This window comes from Streptomyces sp. NPDC054872 (genome assembly GCF_053610705.1).
On the sequence record NZ_JBSGYY010000019.1, the window covers coordinates 131,407 to 153,226 of the forward strand.

General features: G+C 69.3%; 1 protein-coding gene. It reads right to left on the minus strand.

Translation table 11 applies throughout. The features are described 5' to 3' along the window. Positions 1–4: 4 nt before the first annotated feature. Complete coding sequence (locus tag ACWGIH_RS24010; RefSeq protein WP_453691696.1) at positions 5–21,784, minus strand: non-ribosomal peptide synthase/polyketide synthase; 21,780 nt, start codon at positions 21,782–21,784, stop codon at positions 5–7. Between the last annotated feature and the right edge of the window lie 36 nt (positions 21,785–21,820).

Sequence of the window (21,820 nt, forward strand, 5' to 3'; positions counted from 1 at the left end):
CCGCTCACGTCCCGGATTCTGCGCTCCTCGACTCCATCCATGCGGCTATCGCCTCCCATGCCCGGCTCAGCATGTCGGGGAGCATGAGGTCGGTGTGCCGGCAGGGCAGGCCGACCGCTGACATCGAGCCGCGAACGTGGGGCTCCCAACGCCATAGTTGCGAGTCATGCGATGGGCTGTCCTCGGTGCCCTCGGCGACGATGACCAGCATGTCGCCGTGGAAGACACCAGCCTCGTGGCGCTTTCGCAGCCTTGTGTTGTTACGGAAGATCTTGGTGATGAGGAGCAGTTCCTCCTCGGTGATTCCGTCGATGATGTCGCCGACCTCCCCTCGGAGCCGCGCCGCGTCCTCCCGCAACTGCGCCTCGGGGTCGGGCTGTTCGACGGCCGGCCGCACCGTGGCCTGGCCGGCTTCGAGCGCCTCGGCCCCATCGGGCCGCACGTCCTCGGGAGGCCGGACGGCCTCGTCTCCCCTGTGCTGGGACGGATAGGTGTCCATGACGACGAGCGCGGCGACGGTCTCGCCCGCCTCCTGGAGGCGAACGGCCACCTCGTGGACGGGAATACCGCCGAACGAGAACCCCACGAGGTGGTAGGGGCCGTGTGGCTGGATGGCCCGGATCTGTTCGACGTAGTCCGACGCCATGTCGTCGATCGTGCTCGGCAGCGTGCCGCTGCCGTCCATTCCGGCGGCCTGCAGCCCGTACAGCGGGATTCCATCGGGTACGAAGCGTGTCAGGGGCCGGTAGCACCAGCTCAGACCGGAGGCGGGGTGGAAGAAGAAGAACGGCGGCCGGTCCCCCTCGGCCCGGATGGGCAGGACCCTGCCGAGCGAGTCGCTCATCGACGCCAGGGTCAGTTGGCGGACGACGCCGGCGACGGTCGGCGCGGCGAACACATTCCGCACCGTGGTCGAGATGCCCTTCTCCCGCAACCGCATGACGAGGGTCACCGCAAGCAGGGAGTGGCCGCCGAGCCGGAAGAAGTCGTCGTCGAAGCCGACCTGGTCGACCCCGAGGACGTCGGCGAATACGTCGCTGACGAGGTACTCCAGGCTCGTGGCGAGGTTCCTCTTCTCGTCCGCGCCGGTCGCGCCAGCGGTGTAGTCGGGGGCGGGCAGCGCTCTGCGGTCGAGTTTGCCGTTGGCGGTCAGCGGCAGTTCCGGCAGGGTGACGCAGGCGGCCGGCACCATGTGCTCCGGCAACCGCCCGGCAACGAACTCCCGCAGACCATCCGGCTCATCGCCGTCGACAGACACCACGTAGGCGACCAGGCGCTTGTCGCCGGGGGTGTCCTCGCGGGCGATCACCGCGGCCCGTGCCACCTCCGGGTGCGCGGACAGGGCAGCTTCGATCTCGCCGGGCTCGATGCGGAACCCGCGGATCTTGACCTGCTCGTCCACTCTGCCCGCGAAGACCAACTGCCCATCCGCGCCCCACCTGGTCACGTCCCCGGTGCGATACATCCGCTCGCCACCGGCCCCGTACGGGCAGGCGACGAACCGCTCACCGGTCTGCGACGGACGACCCATGTAGCCGCGGGCCAGACCGGCGCCGGCGACGTACAGCTCACCCGTGACGCCGACCGGCACCGGCTGGAGTGCCTCGTCCAGCACGAACAGGCGGGTGTTGGCGATCGGGGTACCGATCGGCACCACCCCGCCGCCGACCGTCTTCGGCGTCAGTTCGGCCGTGGCCACACCGATCGTGGTCTCCGTCGGCCCGTAGTGGTTGAACACGCGCCGGCCACCGGCCGCGGCCGTCTCCACCAGCTCCTGAACCCAGCCGGGCGACCCGGCCTCGCCACCCAGCACGAGGGAACGAGTGGGCAGCAACGCCTCGACACCGGCCGCGGCCGTCAACGCCTGCAGATGCGACGGCACCGCCTTCAACGCGTCGATGTTCTGCTCGGTCACATACCTGGCGACCTCCTCCGGATCGGTCACCGCCGCCTCCTCCAGCACATGCAACTGGCCTCCGGTGGCCAGGCTGGTGAACACCACCGTGTTGCCCAGGTCCGTCACCTGCGCCTGCAACAGCGCATACCGCGCCCCGACCGCGGTCCAGCCGAGTCGCCCGGAGACCGACTCCACGTAGTTGGCCAACGATCCGTGCGTGACTGCCACGCCCTTCGGTGTCCCCGTCGAACCCGAGGTGTAGATCACATACGCCAATCCCGCCCGATCCACCGCCACCTCAGGCGAAGTGTCCGCGTAGCCCTCCAGCAGGGCGACGGTCGCGGGGTCATCGAGGGCGATCATCCGAACCCGGCCTGCCGAACGTTCATTCAGGGCCTCGTGGGTGCCGAGGACCAACTGCGCACGACTGTCAGCCAGCAGATACGCCACCCGCTCCGCCGGCAACGCGCCGTCGATCGGCACATACGCCGCCCCCGCCTTCCACACCGCCAAGATCGCCGCGACCATCCCCACACCACGCGGCAGACACAACCCCACCACCGACTCACGACCCACACCCAGATCACGCAGATAGCACGCCAGTCGGTTGGCCGCCGCATCCAGCTCGCCGTACGTCAACTGCTCCCCATCGGCGACCACCGCCACCGCGTCCGGGACAGCTCCCACCTGCCGCTCGAACAACTCCACCACCGAAGACGACTCCGCCTCCACCGCGGTGTCGTTCCATCCCACCAGCACCCGCTCCCGCTCCCCGGGATCCAGCACATCCACCGCTGACACGGGCACATCGGGGGAAGCCACCACCTGCTCAAGGACTCGGCCGAACCACTGAGCCATACGTCCCGCCGCCGGCGCGTCGAACAGATCCGCCGCCACCGTCACCGAGCCGTGCAGGCCGGCGGGTCGGCCGTTGCCGTCCAGTACTTCGGTGAAGCCGAAGTTCAGGTCGAACTTGGCCGAGGACGGTGTCGCTTCGTCGGACGCCCCCATACCTGCGCCGGCGCGCATGCCCGGCAGCTCCGGCGAGGCGTCGTCGCTGGTCTGCATCGACAACAAGACCTGCGTCAGCGGGTGCCGCGCCATCGACCGCGTCGGCGCCAACTCCTCCACCAGGCGCTCGAACGGCACGTCCTGATGCGCGAACGCGCCCAGGCTCGCCTCCCGCACCCGGGCCAGCACCTGCCGGAACTCCGGATCACCCGACAAGTCCGTGCGGATCACCAACGTGTTGACGAAGAACCCGACCAGACCATCCAACGCCTCGTCCGTACGACCCGCGATCGGCGACCCGATCGGCACGTCCGTACCAGCCCCCAGGCGTGAGAGCGTCACCGCCATCGCCGCCTGCAGGACCATGAACACGGTCACGCTCTCGGCACGGGCGAGGTCGACCAGTGGCTGATGCACCTCAGCCGGTATCCGCACCGGCATCCGGTGTCCCCGGTGGCTTGCCGTGGTCGGCCGCGGCCGGTCGCCCGGAAGTGTCAGCTCCTCCGGGGCACCGGCCAGCGCCTGCCTCCAGTACGCCGTCTGTTTCGAGAGCAGGCTGTCCGGATCGGACTCTTCGCCCAGCACCTCCCGCTGCCAGAGGGTGTAGTCGGCGTACTGCACCGCCAACGGCTCCCAGTCCGGGACCTGGCCCCGCCGCCGAGCCGCATAGGCCGTGGCGACATCCCGGCTCAGCGGCCCCATCGACCATCCGTCTCCGGCGATGTGATGCATGACGACCATCAAGAGCTGCTCGTCCGACCCGGCGTCGAACAACCACGCCCGGATCGGCAGCTCGGTCGACAGATCGAACGCGTACTGTGACGCCTCCCCCACGGCATCCGACATCTCGCCTCGATCCAGCCGGCGGACCTGCAGCTCCCAGTCCAGTTCCGACAGGTCGAGGATCTGCTGGTACGGCTTGCCGTCGTGGGCGGGGAAAACCGTCCGCAGGGACTCGTGCCGCTCGATCACATCCCGCAGCGCCTGCTCCAGCGACGCGGCATCCACGTCACCGCGCAGGCGGATCGGGGTGGCGATGTTGTACGTCGGGCTCGGGCCTTCGAGCTGGGCCAGGAACCAGAGCCGCTGCTGGGCGAACGAGAGCGGCACCCGCTCCGGACGTGTCGCAACCCGCAGCGGGATACGGGCCTGCCCCGTGTCCTCTGCCAGCAGGGCCGCCAGCCGGGCCACGGTCGGGGCCTCGAACAACGCCCGGACCCTGACCTCCACGCCCAGCACCGTGCGGATCCGCGATATCAGCCGGACCGCGAGCAGTGAATGCCCGCCGAGCCGGAAGAAGTTGTCGTCGACCCCGACCGCCTGCACGCCGAGGATGTCGGCGAAGGCCGCGCACAGGATCTCCTCCTGGACCGTCGCCGGCGCACGCCCCGTGCCGGTGGCGTACTCAGGCTCCGGGAGGGCCTTGCGGTCGAGCTTGCCGTTGGTCGTCAGCGGCAGCTCCGGAAGCGTGACGAACGCGGCCGGGACCATGTATTCCGGCAACCGCCCGCCGACGAAGGCCTGCAGGGCCTCGGCGTCGAGACCGGCCGTCTCCCCGACGACGTACGCGATGAGCCGCCTGTCGCCGGGGGTGTCCTCGCGGGCGACGACGGCGACCTGTGCGACATCGGCGTGGGTCGACAGCACCGCTTCGATCTCGCGCGGTTCGATACGGAAGCCGCGGATCTTCACCTGCTCATCGACGCGCCCGACGAAGAGCAGCTGGCCGTCGGACGTCCACTTGGCCAGGTCGCCCGTCCGGTACATCCGCTCACCGGAGCCCGTCCCGAAGGGGCAGGCCACGAACCGCTCAGCTGTCAGCGACGGGCGGCCCACATAACCGCGGGCCACCCCCACGCCGGCGACATACAACTCACCCGCCACCCCGACCGGCACCGGCTGAAGCCCCGCGTCCAGCACAAACAAACGGGTATTGGCGATCGGACCACCGATCGTCGGCTCGTCACCGGCCGCCAAAGGCTCCGACATCGACGCACACACCGTGATCTCCGTCGGACCATACGCATTGATCAAACGCCGGCCCGCGCCCCATCGCGCCACCGACCCCGCATCCAACGCCTCACCGGCGGATACGAGCGTGGTCACCGACGCCAGATCGGCGTCGTCGAGCGTCCTCAAGACCGCCGGCGGCAACGTCGCATGCGTCACGCCGCGATACACCTCCGGATCGAGGACACCGCTGCCCGCCACCGGTTCCCCGGCGGCAGCCATGACCAGCGTCGCACCCGCACACAGCGTCACGAACACTTCCGACACCGCCGCATCGAACCCGACCGAGGCGAACTGCAACACCCGCGACCCGCGCTCCACCGCAAACCGCTCACCCTGCGCAGCCACCAGGTTGACGAGCCCGTCGTGGGTGCCTGCCACGCCCTTCGGTGTGCCCGTTGAACCGGACGTGTAGATCACATACGCCAGCCCCGCCGGATCGATGGCCACCTCTGGCGCGACCGTCGGGAGGACGGCCAGCCTCGCGGTCGTCGCCGAGTCGTCGACGGTGACCAGTCGCTCTCGCTCGACGGGCAGATCAGCCAGGGCATCCTGGGTTCCGATGACGAAAGCCACACGGCTCTCCGAGAGCATGAACTCCACGCGCTCGGTCGGCAGCGCGGCATCGACGGGCAGATAGGCCGCACCCGCCTTCAGCACGGCCAGCATCGCCGTCACCAGCCCGGCCCCCCGCGGCAGGCACAGGCCGACCAGCGACTCACGCCCCACACCCAGGTCACGTAGGTGGTGCGCCAGGCGATTGGCCGCCGCGTCCAGCGACCCGTACGAGAGATCGACGCCGTCGGCCGTCACGGCGACCGTCTCCGGCACGGCGTCCACCTGCCGGCCGAACAGCTCCAGGACCGACTCGCCCTCCACAGGGGTGACCGTGTCGTTCCATCCACTGACCAGCATGTCGCGATCGTCGGCCGAGAGGAGGTCGACCGTGCCCAACCGGAGCTGGGGCGCCGAGCTCACCTGCCCGAGCACGCGAACGAACCAGCCGGCCAGACTGGCGGCAGAGGAGGCGTCGAACAGGTCCGCCGCGGTTGTCACCACACCGTGCCAGCCCGCCGGCCTGCCCTCACCGTCGAACTGCTCGGCCATGACCACGTCGACGTCGAACTTGGCGGGCTGCGGCATCGGGCCGATGCCGGAAGGGGAGCCGTCCGCACCGCCGCCCGGTCCGGCCGCCGACAGGTCCACCGTGGCGCGCTCCGTGTTCTGCACGGTCAACCCGACCTGGAACAGCGGATGGCGCGCCATGGAGCGCTCGGGTGCCAGCTCCTCCACCAGCCGCTCGAACGGCACGTCCTGGTGCGCGAACGCGCCCAGACTCGCATCGCGCACTCGTGCCAACACCTGCCGGAACTCCGGATCACCGGAGAGATCCGTACGGATGACCAGCGTGTTGAGGAAGAACCCGACGAGGTCGTCCAGCGCCTCGTCGTTGCGTCCCGCGATCGGTGACCCGATGGGGATGTCGCTGCCGGCACCCAGCCGGGACAGCGTCACCGCCAGCGCGGCCTGCATCACCATGAACGCCGTCACGTTCTCGGAACGGGCCACCTCCACCAGCCGCGCGTGCACCTCGGCCGGCACGCGGAACCCCGTTGCGTGCCCGCGGTGGCTGGCCACTGCCGGTCGCTGCCGGTCGAGCGGCAGCGCCAGCTCCTCCGGGGCTCCGGCGAGCGCCTGACGCCAGTAGTCGACCTGCCGGGACAGCAGACTCTCGGGGTCGTCCTCTTCTCCCAGCAGCTGCTGCTGCCAGAGCGTGTAGTCGGCATACTGCACCGGCAATGCCTCGAACTCCGGAGCCTCACCGCCTCGCCGTGCTTCGTAGGCGGTGGTGACGTCCTTGGCCAGCGGGCCGCGGGACCAGCCGTCGGAGGCGATGTGGTGCATGACCACCACCAGCACCTGCTCGTCCTGGCCCACCTGCTTGTCCTGGCCGACCTGGCCGACCTGGCCGACCTGGAACAGCCATGCCTTGATCGGCAGCTCACTCGACAGGTCGAAGGCATACCGCGACGCCTGGGCCACCGCCCCGGCCAGCTCCTCCGGCTCCACCTGGCAGACCTGAAGAACCCAGTCCAGGTCCCGCGGGCCGAGGATGTGCTGGTAGGGCTCGCCGTCCACGGCCGGGAAGACCGTCCGCAGCGATTCGTGCCGCCCGATCACATCCCGCAACGCCGCACCCAACGCCTCGACGTCCACATCACGCATTCGGATCGGAGTGGGGATGTTGTAGGTGGCGCTCGGACCCTCCAACTGGGCCAGGAACCACAGCCGCCGCTGCGCGAACGACAACGGCAACCGCTCCGGCCGCACCGCGGCCCGCAACGGTATCCGCGCCTGCCCGGCAACCTCGGCCAACTGGCCGGCCAGGGCGGCGACCGTCGGTGCCTCGAACAGCGTGCGGACCTCGACCTCCACCCCCAGCACGACTCGGATCCGCGACACCAACCGCACTGCCAGCAGCGAATGCCCGCCCAGTTCGAAGAAGTCGTCGTCGACGCCGACGGACTCCAGACCCAGGACCTCGGCGAACGCCGCACACAGTGTCACTTCCGCCGGCGTCGCCGGAGCGCGCCCTGTGCCGGCGACGTACTCGGGGGCGGGCAGTGCCTTGCGGTCGAGCTTCCCGTTGGCGGTCAGCGGCAGCTCCGGCAGCGAGACGACGGCCGCCGGGACCATGTACTCCGGCAGCCTCCCCGCCACGAACTCCCGCGGGCCCTGTACCTCTTCACCATCGGTCGGCACGACGTAGGCGATCAGGCGCTTTTCGCCGGGGGTGTCCTCGCGGGCGATCACCGCGGCCTGGGTCACGTCCGGGTGGGTCAGCAGGGTGGCTTGGATCTCGCCCGGCTCGATACGGAACCCGCGGACCTTCACCTGCTCATCCGCCCGCCCGACGAAGGCAAGTTGTCCCTCCGCACTCCACTTCGCCAAGTCCCCGGTGCGATACATCCGCTCGCCGGAACCCGGGCTGAAGGGGCAGGCCACGAACCGCTCACCGGTCAGCGACGGCCGACCCACATAGCCGCGGGCAAGCGCCTCGCCGGCGACGTACAGCTCACCGGTGACGCCGACCGGCGCCGGCTGGAGGGTGTCGTCCAGCACGAACAGGCGAGTGTTGGCGATCGGGGTGCCAATCGGCACCACCCCACCAGCCACCAACTCCCCGGTCAGCTCGACGGTAGCGACACCGATCGTCGTCTCGGTCGGGCCGTAGTGGTTGAACACCCGCCGACCCCCGACAGCAGCAGCCTGCACCAACTCCCGCACCCAGCCGGCCGAAGCCGCCTCACCGCCCAGCACGAGGGAACGAACAGGCAGCAGCGGCTCGATACCGGCTGCGGACGTCAGTGCCTGCAGATGCGAAGGCACCACCTTGAACGCATCAATGCCCTGCCCAGCCACATACTCCGCCACCGCCTCCGGATCGGTCACCGACTCCTCGCCCAATACGTGGAGTTGACCACCAGTGGCCAGGCTGGTGAACACGACCGTGTTACCCAGGTCCGTCACCTGCGCCTGCAACAGCGCATACCTCTCCCCCGCAACCACCCAACCCAACCGCGACGACACCGAGGACACATAGTTGGCCAGCGACCCATGCGTCACCGCCACACCCTTCGGCACCCCCGTCGACCCCGACGTATAAATCACATACGCCAACCCCGCCGGATCAATGTCCAGCCCCACAGGCGTACCCGCGTAGCCCTCCAGCAGGGCGGTCGTCGTCGGATCATCCACAGCGATCATCCGCACCCGACCCGCCGGCAGATCATCCAGCGCATCCCGCGTACCCAGCACCACCTGAGCACGACTGTCACCCAGCAGATACGCCACCCGCTCCGTCGGCACCCCGCCATCGATCGGCAGGTACCCGGCGCCCGCCTTCCACACCGCCAGGATCGCCGTCACCATCTCCACACCCCGCGGCAGACACAAGCCCACCACCGACTCACGCCCCACACCCACATCACGCAGGTAGCACGCCAGCCGATCAGCCGCCGCCCCCAACTCGCCGTACGTCAGCTGCTCCCCATCGGCGACCACCGCCACCCCACCCGGGTCAGCCGCCACCCGCCGCTCGAACAACTCCACCACCGACGACGACCCGGCCTCCACCGCGGTGTCGTTCCACCCCACCAACACCCGATCCCGCTCCCCGGCACCGAGCACATCCACCGCAGACAGCCGCACCTCCGGAACCTCGGTCACCGTGGTGAGCACCTGCACGAGCCAGTCGGCCATCCGCCCGGCTGTCGGCTCGTCGAACAGGTCCGCCGCGACCGTCACCGCCCCCCGCAGACCCGCCGGCCTGCCCTCGGTGTCAAACACCTCTCCCAGGGACACCCACAGGTCGAACTTCACCAACGTGGCCACGTCGGCCGAATCCAGACCTGTGCCGCCGCCGGCGCGGACGCCGGGCATGTCCAGGGACGCGTTGCCGCTGGTCTGCATGGTCAGTACGACCTGCGCCAGCGGGTGGCGAGCCATTGACCGGGACGGCGCCAGCTCCTCCACCAGCCGCTCGAACGGCACGTCCTGGTGCGCGAACGCACCCAGACTCGCCTCCCGCACCCGGGCCAACACCTGCCGGAACTCCGGATCACCCGACAGGTCGGTGCGTATGACCAGCGTGTTGAGGAAGATCCCGACCAGATCGTTCATCGCCTCGTCGGTTCGACCCGCGATCGGCGACCCGATCGGAATGTCGGTACCGGCCCCGAGTCGCGACACCGTCACCGCCAACGCCGCCTGCAGCACCATGAACGTGGTCACGCCCTCGGCACGGGCGAGGTCCACCAGCCGCTGGTGTGCCTCGGTGGGAATGCGCACCGGCGCCCGGTAACCGACATGGCTGGCGACAGCCGGTCGCGGGTGGTCGGTCGGCAGCGTCAGTTCCTCCGGCGCACCGGCGAGCGTTCGCCGCCAGTACTCCGCCTGCCGCGACAGCAGACTCTCCGGATCCGACTCCTCACCCAGCAACTCCCGCTGCCACAACGCGTAATCCGCATACTGCACGGGCAACGGCTCCCACACCGGAGCCTCGCCGCGCAGCCGCGCCGAATACGCCGCCGACAGATCCCGGCTCAGCGGCCCCATCGACCACCCGTCGCCGGCAATGTGGTGCAGCAGCACCAGCAACACCTGCTCGTCCGGACCATCCGGATCGTTCTGGCCGTTCTGGCCGTTCTGGAACAGCCACACCCGGATCGGCAGCTCCGCCGACAGGTCGAACGCGTACCGCGACGCCCGGCTGACGGCTTCGCCCAGCTCGTCGGGTTCCACCTGAGTGACTTCAAGAGCCCATTCGAGTTCGTCCGGGTCGAGGACCTGCTGGTAGGGCTCGCCGTCCACGGCGGGGAACACCGTCCGCAGCGACTCGTGCCGCGTGATCACGTCCCGCAGCGCCGCATCCAACGCGTCGACATCCACGCCACTCACGCGGATCGGTGTAGGGATGTTGTACGTGGCGCTGGGGCCCTCGAGTTGGGCCAGGAACCACAGCCGCCGCTGCGCGAACGACAACGGCAACCGCTCCGGCCGCACCCCCGCCCGCAGCGGCAGCCGGACCCGGTCCACCTCTGGTCCGGCGAGGCGCGCGGCCACCTCCGCCACCGTCGGGGCCTCGAACAGCGCCCGCAGCGGCAGCTCCACTCCGAGGACGGAGCGGATTCGTGCAGCCAGCCGGACCGCGAGCAGCGAGTGCCCACCCAGGGCGAAGAAGCTGTCGTCCACCCCGACCGACTCCACACCCAGCACCCCGGCGAACACCGCACACAGGATCTCCTCCTCCGGCGTCGCCGGACCGCGACCTGCGCCGGTGGCGTACTCCGGTGCGGGGAGCGCCTGGCGGTCGAGCTTGCCGTTCACCGTCAACGGGAACTCCGCCAACTCCATCACCGCGGCCGGCACCATGTACTCCGGCAACCGCCCGCCGACGAAGGCCTGCAGGGCCTCGGCGTCGAGACCGGCCGTTTCCCCGACGACGTACGCGACGAGCCGCCTGTCGCCCGACGTGTGCCGACGGGCGATCACCACGGCCTGGCGGACATCGGGATGGGTGAGCAGCGCCGCCTCGATCTCACCCGGCTCGATACGGAACCCGCGGATCTTGACCTGCTCGTCGGCACGCCCGGCGAAGAACAACTGCCCGTCAGGGCTCCACTTCACCATGTCCCCGGTCCGGTACATCCGCTCCCCGGCCCCGGGACCGAAGGGGCAGGCCACGAACCGCTCACCCGTCGACGACGGACGACCCACGTAGCCACGCGCCACGCCTGGACCGGCCACATACAACTCGCCGGTGACGCCCACGGGTGCGGGCTGGAGGGTGTCGTCCAGCACGTACAGGCGGGTGTTGGCGAGTGGCGTGCCGATCGGCGGCTCGTCGTCAGTCACGAGCGGGGCCGACATCGACGCACACACCGTGATCTCCGTCGGCCCGTACGCGTTGATCATCCGGCGGCCCGGGGCCCACTGCCTGACCAAGCTCGGGTCCAGCGCCTCGCCACCCACCACCAGCGTCCTCACGGACGCCAGATCTTCCGCGGCAAGCGCACCGAGCGCCGCGGCCGGCAATGCCACGTCCGTCACCCCGTGGCGCGCCACGACGTCCGCGAGCCCACCGCCCGGCAGCAGTTCGTCCGCCGGAGCCGTCACCAGGGTCGCTCCGGTGCCCAGCGCCATCAGCACATCACACACGGCGACATCGAAGCCGGTCGAGACGAACTGCAGCACCCGCGAGCCCTGCCCCACCGCCATCCGGTCGCGCTGCGCCGCCACGAGGTTCGCCGCGCCGCTGTGCGAGACCGCCACGCCCTTCGGTGTGCCTGTCGAGCCGGACGTGTAGATCACATACGCGAGCCCCGCCGGGGCGATAAACACCTCCGGCGCGGTGCCCGAGGTCTCCGACGATCGACCCAGGTCCTCCGGGCCGACGACGAGGTCCACCCCCGCGTCGGCGAACATGAACTCCAGACGCTCGGGCGGCAGCGCAGCGTCGACGGGCAGGTACGCCGCGCCTGCCTTCCACACGCCCATGATCCCGACGATCATCTCGGGAGCGCGCGGGAGCCGTACGCCCACAACCGACTCCGGTCCCACGCCCCGGCTGCGCAGGTGGTTCGCCAGCCGGTTGGCCGCGGCGTCCAGCTCGGCGTACGACAGCTCCTCGCCGTTCCCGACCACCGCCACCGCATCCGGAGCGGCTGCCACCCACTGCGCGAACAACTCCACGATCGAGGAGAACGGCATCTCGAGTGCCGAGTCGTTCCACTCCCGAAGCAGCACGTCCCGCTCATCCGCACCGAGCACGTCCACCTGACGCAGCCGCAGCTCGGGGGCCGCGGTCACCGACTCAAGCACCCGGGCGAACCAGTTCGCCATCCGCTCGGCCGTCTCCGCCTCGAACAAGTCCGCCGACGCGGTGAGCACGCCACGGAGTCCGGCCGGGCGCCCCTCGTCGTCGAGCACCTCGGACAGCATCACCTCCAGGTCGAGCTTCGCCGTCACCAAGGCTGCGCCACCGACCGCCGTCGCTCCGGAATCGGCCCGGGTGGCCCCGGTCGGCTCGGCGGCCGCACGTTCAACGTTCTGTACGTCCAGGGTCACCTGGAACAGCGGGTGCCGCGCCATCGAGCGCGACGGTGCCAGCTCCTCCACCAACCGCTCGAACGGCACGTCCTGATGGGCCAGGGCGTCCAGACCGGCTTCCCGCACCCGCGCCAGCACCTGCCGGAACTCCGGGTCTCCAGCGAGGTCGGTACGGATGACCAGCGTGTTGACAAAGAACCCGACGAGGTCGTCCAGCGCCTCATCGATACGACCGGCCACAGCCGAGCCGATCGGGATGTCGGTACCGGCTCCCAGGCGGGACAGCATCACGCACAGCGCGGCCTGCATGACCATGAACGTCGTCACGCCCTCGGACCGCGCCAGCTTCACCAGCTGCTCGTGCACTTCAGCGGATATGCGCATCGGCACCCGATGACCGGTGTGGCTCGCCGCCGCGGGACGCTGCCGGTCCGTCGGCAGCACCAGCTCCTCCGGAGCACCCGCGAGCGTTCGCCGCCAGTACTCCACCTGCTGCGACAGCAAGCTCTCCGGATCCGACTCCTCACCCAGCAACTCCCGCTGCCACAGGGCGTAGTCGGCGTACTGCACGGGCAACGGCTCCCACGTCGGAGCCTCACCCCGCAACCGCGCCTCATACGCCGTCGTCAGATCCCGCCTCAGCGGCCCCATCGACCAGCCGTCGGAGGCGATGTGGTGCATGACGACATGAAGCAGCTGCCTGTCCGAACCGTCCCGGACCAGCCAGGCCTTGATGGGCAGTTCGCCGGCGAGGTCGAACGTGTACTTCGACGCCCGCCCCACGACATCCGCCACATCGCCGGGCGCGCCCTGGTACACCTCCAGTTCCCAGCTGACATCGCTCGGATCCACGATCCGCTGGTAGGGCTCTCCGTCCACGGCGGGGAACACCGTGCGCAGCGACTCGTGCCGCGCGATCACGTCACGGAACGCCAGCTCGAGCGCGGCGGCGTCCACGTCTCCGTTCAGCGGGTGCGGCACGGTGATGTTGTACGTCGCGTTCGGCCCCTGGAGCTGGTCGATGAACCACAGTCGCCGTTGCGCGAACGACAGCGGGACCTGCTCCGGCCGTACGTCTGCTCGCAACGGCGTACGCACCTGCCCCGTGCCGTCGGCCAGCTGCGCCGCCAGGCCCGCGGGCGTGGGCTTCTCGAACAACGCCCGGACCCCGACCTCCACTCCCAGCAGCGCACGCACCCTCGAGATCAGCCGGACGGCAATCAGGGAGTGTCCGCCGAGCAGGAAGAAGTTGTCGTCGACTCCGACCGCATCCACGCCGAGGACGTCGGCGAAGGCGGCGCAGAGTATCTCTTCCTGGACGGTGGCCGGCGCACGGCCTGTGCCGGTGGTGTACTGCGGTGCCGGCAGTGCGCGACGGTCGAGCTTGCCGTTGGTCGTCAGCGGCAGCTCCGGAAGCGTCACGAAGGCGGCGGGGACCATGTAGTCCGGCAGCCGCGAGGCGACCAGTTCCCGTAGTCCTTGCGGCTCGTGGCCGTTGGGCACCACGTAGGCCACCAGCTGTCGGTCACCGGGGCTGTCCTCGCGGGCGATCACCGCGGCCTGTGTGACGCTCGGGTCGGTCAGCAGAGCGGCTTCGATGTCTCCGGGTTCGATACGGAACCCGCGAATCTTCACCTGTTCATCCACACGGCCGGCGAACACCAACTGTCCGTCCTGGCTCCACTTGACCAGGTCCCCTGTCCGGTACATCCGCTCCCCGGACCCCGGGCCGAAGGGGCAGGCCACGAACCGCTCGCCCGTCAGCCCCGGACGGCCGACATAGCCACGCGCCAACGCGGAACCCGCAACATACAACTCGCCCGTGACCCCGATCGGCACCGGCTGCAGCACCGGGTCGAGCACGAACATGCGGGTGTTGGCGATGGGCCGGCCGAAGGGCACCACACCCGAACGGTCGGCATCAACCGTTCCGATCGCGGTGATGACCGTCGCCTCGGTCGGACCGTAGGCATGCACCAGATCACGCCCCGGCGACCAGGTGCGCGCCACCGCCTCACTGACCGCCTCAGATCCCACCACCATGGGACCGACCTGCGCCAGATCGTCCGGGTCCAGCACCTCCAACAACGACGGCACCACACTCGCCGCCCCAACCCCCTCCAACTCCCGCAGACGCCACGGCTCCCGCCGCTGCTCGTCACTCGCGATCCACAGCGTGGCACCCGAAGCGAGCGCCACCGCCACATCCAGCACCGAGGCGTCGAAGCTGAACGACGCGAACTGCAACACCCCCACACCCGGCCCCGCACCCATCACCGGAGCAAACACCGACACCAAATTCGCCACCGAACCGTGCGAAACCCCCACACCCTTCGGCGCCCCCGTCGACCCCGACGTAAAGATCACATACGCCAACCCAGCCGGATCGACAGCCACATCCAGTGCCATCTCCGACACATCGCCAGAGCTCTCCAACTCCTCCACACCAACGACGACCTGCACCCCGGCGTCAACGAGCATGACCTCCACCCGCTCCACCGGCAGCGCCGCATCAATCGGCAGATACGCCGCGCCCGCCTTCCACACCCCGAGAATCCCCACGACCATCTCCGGTCCACGCGGCAACCGCAGCCCTACCACCGACTCGGCGCCCACCCCCCGAGCACGAAGCCAATTCGCCAGCCGATTCGCCGCCACATCCACATCGCCGTACGTCAGCTCCACACCCTCAAACACCACCGCAACCGAACCAGGAGCCTCGGCCACCCACCGTTCGAAGGACGCCGGCACCGATACACCCGACACATCGACAGCCGTGTCATTCCACTGCCGCACCACCACGTCGCGCTCTTGCGGCTCAAGAAGGTTCAGCGCGTCCAGCCGCGGGTCGGGACTTCCGCCCAGCACAGCGTCCAGTGCATTGAGCACGCTGCCCAGCGCTGTACGCATCAGGTGGCCGACTGCGGCCGCGTCGATCGGCTGCACTGCCTCAACGCTCAGGCTGAGCTTTTCCGGACCGAGATCATTGACTGCCACGGTGAGCGGGTAGTTGGTCCGCTCCCGTCGAGAGAGATGCTTGACGCCCTCGACCTGTTGATCGCCGGGCGTATCGGCCTTCTGGACACCGTGCCGGTAGTTGAACAGCGAGGTGAACACGGGCATGTCGCCGACGACGGCGCTCGCCCGCTGGGCCATCGCCAGCGGCGCATGCTCGTGCTCCAGCAGCGCCGCCAGTTGGTCCCGCATCCCCTCGACGGCCGCACGTACCCCGACACCAGCGGTCCGTACCCGCACCGGCAACGTGTTCATGAATGGGCCGAGCACCCGGTCGGCACCGGCACCGGCGTTCATCCGGCCGAACAGCACCGTGCCGAACACCACATCATCCCGACCCGCGAGGATGGCAAGCACCCGGGCCCACGCCACGTGCAGAACGGTCGCCGGGCTGACACCCAGCTCCCGCGCCACCCTCCGCAGGGCCGCGACCTGCTCGCCGGGCAGAGGCACCCGCTCAGCTGCGACATCGGTGCCGTCGCCCTGGACGCCGAGCAGCCCGTAGGGGGCGGTGGGTTCGGTGACGTCGCCCAGGAGGTCGGCGAAGAACCGCTCGTGCTCCTCCCGCGGCACCGCACGCGTCTGCGCCACGAAGTTCCGGAACGGCAACGCCGGCGCCATGTCCATGGCCTCACCGGACAGAACCGCCCGCAGCTCGCCCAGGAGCATGTCCATGCCCAGGTGGTCCTGCACCATGTGGTGCATGCGGACAACGGCCAGCCAGCGACCCTCGGGTGCCTGGGCCGCGTGCAGGTCCATCAGCGGCGCACGGCCCAGGTCCATGACCGCCCCGGATCGTGCCATCAAGTCCTCGGCCCAGGCGGTCGGTTCCGTGCCCTTGGTCTCCAGGGTGTGTTCCAGGACCGGGAGTTCGGCCCGCCGCCACACCACCTGCACGGGCTCGCGCAGCCCTTCCCACACCACACCCGTGCGATAGATGTCATGCCGGTCGACGACCTGCTGCAACGCCTGCACGAACTCATCCAGCCGGGAGCGCGAGTCGAACTCCACGACGCGCGCGGTGAGATAGACGTCCTCCCCGTCACCGGCCATGAGGTGGTGGAAGAACATCCCTTCCTGCAGCGGTGCCAACGGATAGATGTCCGCCACATTCGCCGCCCCGCCGTCGACCGTCGCGACGACCCGGTCGATGTCGGTCTGCGACAGCTCCACCAGGGGCAGCATTTCCGGCGTGATTCGCTCGGCGTCTGCGGGGATCAGGTTCTCCGGCACCTCGAGCGTCCCGACATCAGCTGTCCGCGCCAGGCCCGCGGGCGTCGGCGACTCGAACAGGGCGCGTACCGACACGGCTACGCCTCGCCCTCGCAGTCGTTCGACCAGTGAGATCGCCAGCAGCGAGTGGCCGCCATGTGCGAAGAAGTCGTCGTCGACCCCGATCGATTCCACGCCCAGGACCTCGGCGAAAGCCACACACAGGATCTCCTCGCGCACCGTCGCCGGTCCGCGCCCGGCGCCTGCGAGGTAGTGCGGTGCCGGGAGGGCCTTGCGGTCGAGTTTGCCGTTGGCCGTGAGTGGCAGCTCCGACAGCGTCACGAACGCGGCCGGGACCATGTACTCCGGCAGCCGGCCCGCCACGAACGCACGCAGATCATTGAAGTCCACACGGTCGGTGTCGGCCGGCACGACATAGGCCACCAGCCGCTTGTCCCCCGGGTTGTCCTCACGTACGACCACCGCGGCTTGTGTGACGTTCGGGTCGGTCAGCAGGGCGGATTCGATCTCACCGGGCTCGATACGGAACCCGCGGACCTTCACCTGCTCATCCGCCCGGCCGAGGAAGGCCAACTGCCCCTCCCGGGTCCACCGCACCCGGTCCCCGGTCCGATACATCCGCTCACCGGAACCCGACCCGAAGGGGCAGGCCACAAACCGCTCACCCGTCAACCCCGGACGGCCCAAGTAGCCACGCGCCACCCCGGCACCAGCGATATACAATTCACCGGCCACCCCCACCGGCACCGGCCGCAAACCTTCATCCAGTACATACAGCCGGGTATTGGCGATCGGCCCACCGATCAACGGCTCCCCGACATGCCCCGGCTCGATCTGTGCAGATGTGGACCAGATCGTGGTCTCCGTCGGCCCGTACACATTCACCACACCCGCGGCCGCCCGCGCCAGCCGGGCCGCAAGGTCCGCCGGCAGCGCCTCGCCACCGACCAGCACCCGCACCCCGCCCAGATCCACCCGACCACCGGCCAGCACCGACCGCCACAACGTCGGCGTGGCCTGGATGACACTCGCCCCGCTCTCTTCGACCACACGGCCAAACGCCACCTGGTCATAGACCAGCTCCTTGGCCGCCACTACCACCGCCGCACCCTGAATCAGCGGCAAAAACAGCTCCAGACCGGCGATGTCGAACCCGACCGTGGTCAGCGCCAGCAGCCGATCCCCACGGCCCAGACCCAGCTGCTGCTGCATCCCAACCAGCAGATTCGCCAACGCCGCACGCGAGACCACCACACCCTTGGGCCGCCCCGTCGACCCAGAGGTGTAGATGACATACATCGGATGCCCGCCCACCACCAGCACCCGACGGTCCGCATCCGTCACATTCGCCGCCGAACACGCACCGATCTCAGCAGCCGTCACCACATCGTCGATGAGTGCCACCGGGCCTGCACCCGGCACCCCCTGCGCCAACTGCGCACACGACAAGACCATCACCGGCGCGGCCTCCGCGAGCATGAACTCCAGCCGCTCGGCCGGAAAGTCCATATCCAACGGCAGGTACCCCGCACCCGACTTCGCCACCGCCAACAACGCCACCAGCAGCTCCACCGAACGAGGCAAGGCCACCGCCACAAACCGCTCCGGCCCCGCCCCCCGCGCCATCAACCACCACGCCAACCGATTCGCCCGCTGATTCAGCTCGACGTAGGAGATCTCCTGGCCGTCGGCCACCACCGCGACCGCATCGGGACACGACGCCGCCCACTCCTCGAACCACTCCACCCAACCCACATCAGGCACGGCCGCGGCAGTCTCGTTCCACTGCCCGACCACAAGGTCGTGCTCTGCCGCATCGAGCACGTCCACCGCATGCAAGGCAATGCCCGGAGCAGCAGTGACCGCATCCACCACACGCACAAACCAGTCCGCGATCCTGGAAGCCGTCTCCGGCTCGAACAGGTCCGCAGCCACGGTCATCCCGCCGCCGACACCCGCCGGCCGACCCTGCTCGTCGAAGACTTCGTGCAACGACACGTCCACGTCGAAACGCGCGGCACTCCCTGACCCGTGAAACGCCTCCGCGCGGACCTGGGGCAGATCCAGCGTCGCAGACTCCAGATTGCGCAACGTCAACAACACCTGGAAGAGGGGGTGTCGGGCGAGGGAGCGGGTGGGTGTCAGCTCCTCCACGAGCCGTTCGAAGGGCATGTCCTGGTGCGCGAACGCGGCCAGGCTCGCTTCCCGTACCCGCGCCAGGATCTGGCGGAAGTCCGGGTCGCCGGACAGGTCGGTGCGGATGACCAGGGTGTTGATGAACAGTCCGACGAGGTCGTCCAACGCCTCGTCGGTACGCCCCGCGATCGGCGATCCGATCGGGATGTCGGTGCCGGCACCCAGCCGCGACAGGGTCACCGCGAGCGCGGCCTGCGCCACCATGAACGTCGTCACGCCCTCGGCGCGCGCCAGCTCCACCATCCGCTGATGCACCCCGGCCGGTATCCGCACCGGCACCCGATGACCCTGATGGCTCGCCGATGCCGGACGCTGCCGGTCCACCGGCAGCTCCAACTCCTCCGGGGCACCGGCAAGCGTCTGCCGCCAGTACTCCACCTGCTGCGACAGCAGACTCTCCGGGTCGGACTCCTCACCCAGCAGCTCCCGCTGCCACACCGCGTAATCGGCATACTGCACCGGCAATGGCTCCCACACCGGAGCCCCACCCCGCAGCCGCGCCTCATAAGCGGTCGAGACATCCCGCGCGAGAGGACCGCGAGACCAGCCGTCGGAGGCGATGTGATGGACAACCAGCACCAACACCTGCTCGTCCGACCCTGCCTGGAGCAGGCACGCCCGGATCGGCAGCTCCGCCGACAGGTCGAACGCGTAGTTCGCAGCCTGCGCCGCGGCAGCCTTCAGCGCCTCGGGCTCCACCTCGGTCACCGTGACGTGCCAGTCCAGCTCGTCCGGGTCGAGGATGTGCTGGTAGGGCCGGCCGTCGGCGGTCGGGAAGACCGTTCGCAGCGACTCATGCCGCCCGATCACATCCCGCAACGCCTGTTCCAGCACCGCGGCGTCCACGCCCTGTATACGGATCGGGGTGGGAATGTTGTAGGTGGCGCTGGGACCTTCGAGTTGGGCCAGGAACCACAGCCGCTGCTGCGCGAACGACAACGGCACCCGCTCCGGCCGCACCGCGGCCCTCAGCGGCATACGCGCCTGTCCGGCACCCTGCGCCAGCCGGCCCGCCAACCCTGCCACCGTCGGCGCCTCGAACAGCGTGCGGACCTCTACCTCCACACCCAACACAACACGGATCCGCGACACCAACCGCACCGCCAGCAGCGAATGCCCGCCCAGAGCAAAGAAGCTGTCATCGACCCCGACCGATTCCAGGCCCAAGACCTCGGCGAACGCCGCACACAAGATCTCCTCCTGCACAGTGGCCGGCGCCCTCCCTGCACCGGTGACAAACTCCGGTGCAGGGAGGGCCCTGCGGTCCAGCTTGCCGTTGGCCGTCAGCGGCAACTCCGCCAGCGTCACGAACGCGGCCGGAACCATGTACTCCGGCAGCCGTAAAGCCACCAACTCCCGCAGCCCCTCAGGCTCCACACCATCACCGGCCACCACATAGCCGACCAGACGCTTGTCCCCCGGAGAGTCCTCACGGGCGACCACCACCGCCTGATCGACGTCCGAATGGGACTGCAGGACAGCCTCGATCTCACCCGGCTCGATACGGAAACCGCGGATCTTCACCTGCTCATCCGCGCGCCCGGCGAACACCAACTGCCCGTCCGGAGTCCACTTCGCCAGATCCCCGGTCCGATACATCCGCTCACCGGAGCCCGTCCCGAAGGGGCAGGCCACGAACCGCTCACCCGTCAGCGACGGGCGGCCCACATAGCCACGGGCCACCCCCACGCCAGCGACATACAACTCACCCGCCACCCCGACCGGCACCGGCTGAAGCCCAGCGTCCAGCACAAACAAACGGCTATTGGCGATCGGACCACCGATCGTCGGCTCGTCACCGACCGCCAAAGGCTCCGACATCGACGCACACACCGTGATCTCCGTCGGACCATACGCATTGATCAACCGCCGGCCCGCGGCCCACCGCGCCACCAACCCCGCATCCAACGCCTCACCGGCGGATACGAGCGTGGTCACCGACGCAAGATCGATGTCGTCCAACGCACCCAACACCGCCGGCGGCAACGTCGCATGCGTCACCCCCCGATCCGCCACCAACTCCACCAGACCGCCCCCCGGCAACAACTCATCCGCCGACGCCATCACCAGCCCCGCACCGGCGCACAGCGTCACCAGCACCTCCGACACCGCCGCATCGAACCCGACCGAGGCGAACTGCAACACCCGCGACCCCGGCTCCACCGCGAACCGCTCACCCTGCGCAGCCACCAGATTGACCACACCCGCATGAGCGACGGCCACACCCTTCGGAGTGCCCGTCGAACCGGACGTATAGATGACGTAAGCCAGCCCCGCCGGATCGATGGCTACGTCCGGCGGCACATCAGCACACGCGTCCACCAACATCGCCGTCATCGGATCATCGAGAGACACCACCCGCACACGCCCCGCCGGCAGCTCATCCACCGCCTCCCCCGCACCCAACACCAACTCCACACGACTGTCAGCCAGCATGTGCGCAACCCGCTCCACCGGCAGCCCACCAACGATCGGCAAAAACGCCGCCCCCGCCTTCAACACACCCAACATCCCCGCAACCAAGTCACCCCCACGCGGCAGACACAAACCCACCACCGACTCAGCACCCACACCCTGACCCCGCAAGAAACGCGCCAGCCGATTCGACCGCACATCCAACTCGCCGTAGGTCAGCTCCACACCCTCAAACACCACCGCAACCGCCCCAGGAACCTCCCGCACCCGCCGCCCAAACAACTCCACCACCGACACACCCGACACACCCGACACACCGACAGCCGTGTCATTCCAGCCCGACACCAACAACTCACGCACATCCACACCCAGCACATCCACCGCACCCAACGCCACGTCCCGACCGCCATCCAGGACCTCGCTGAGCGCAGC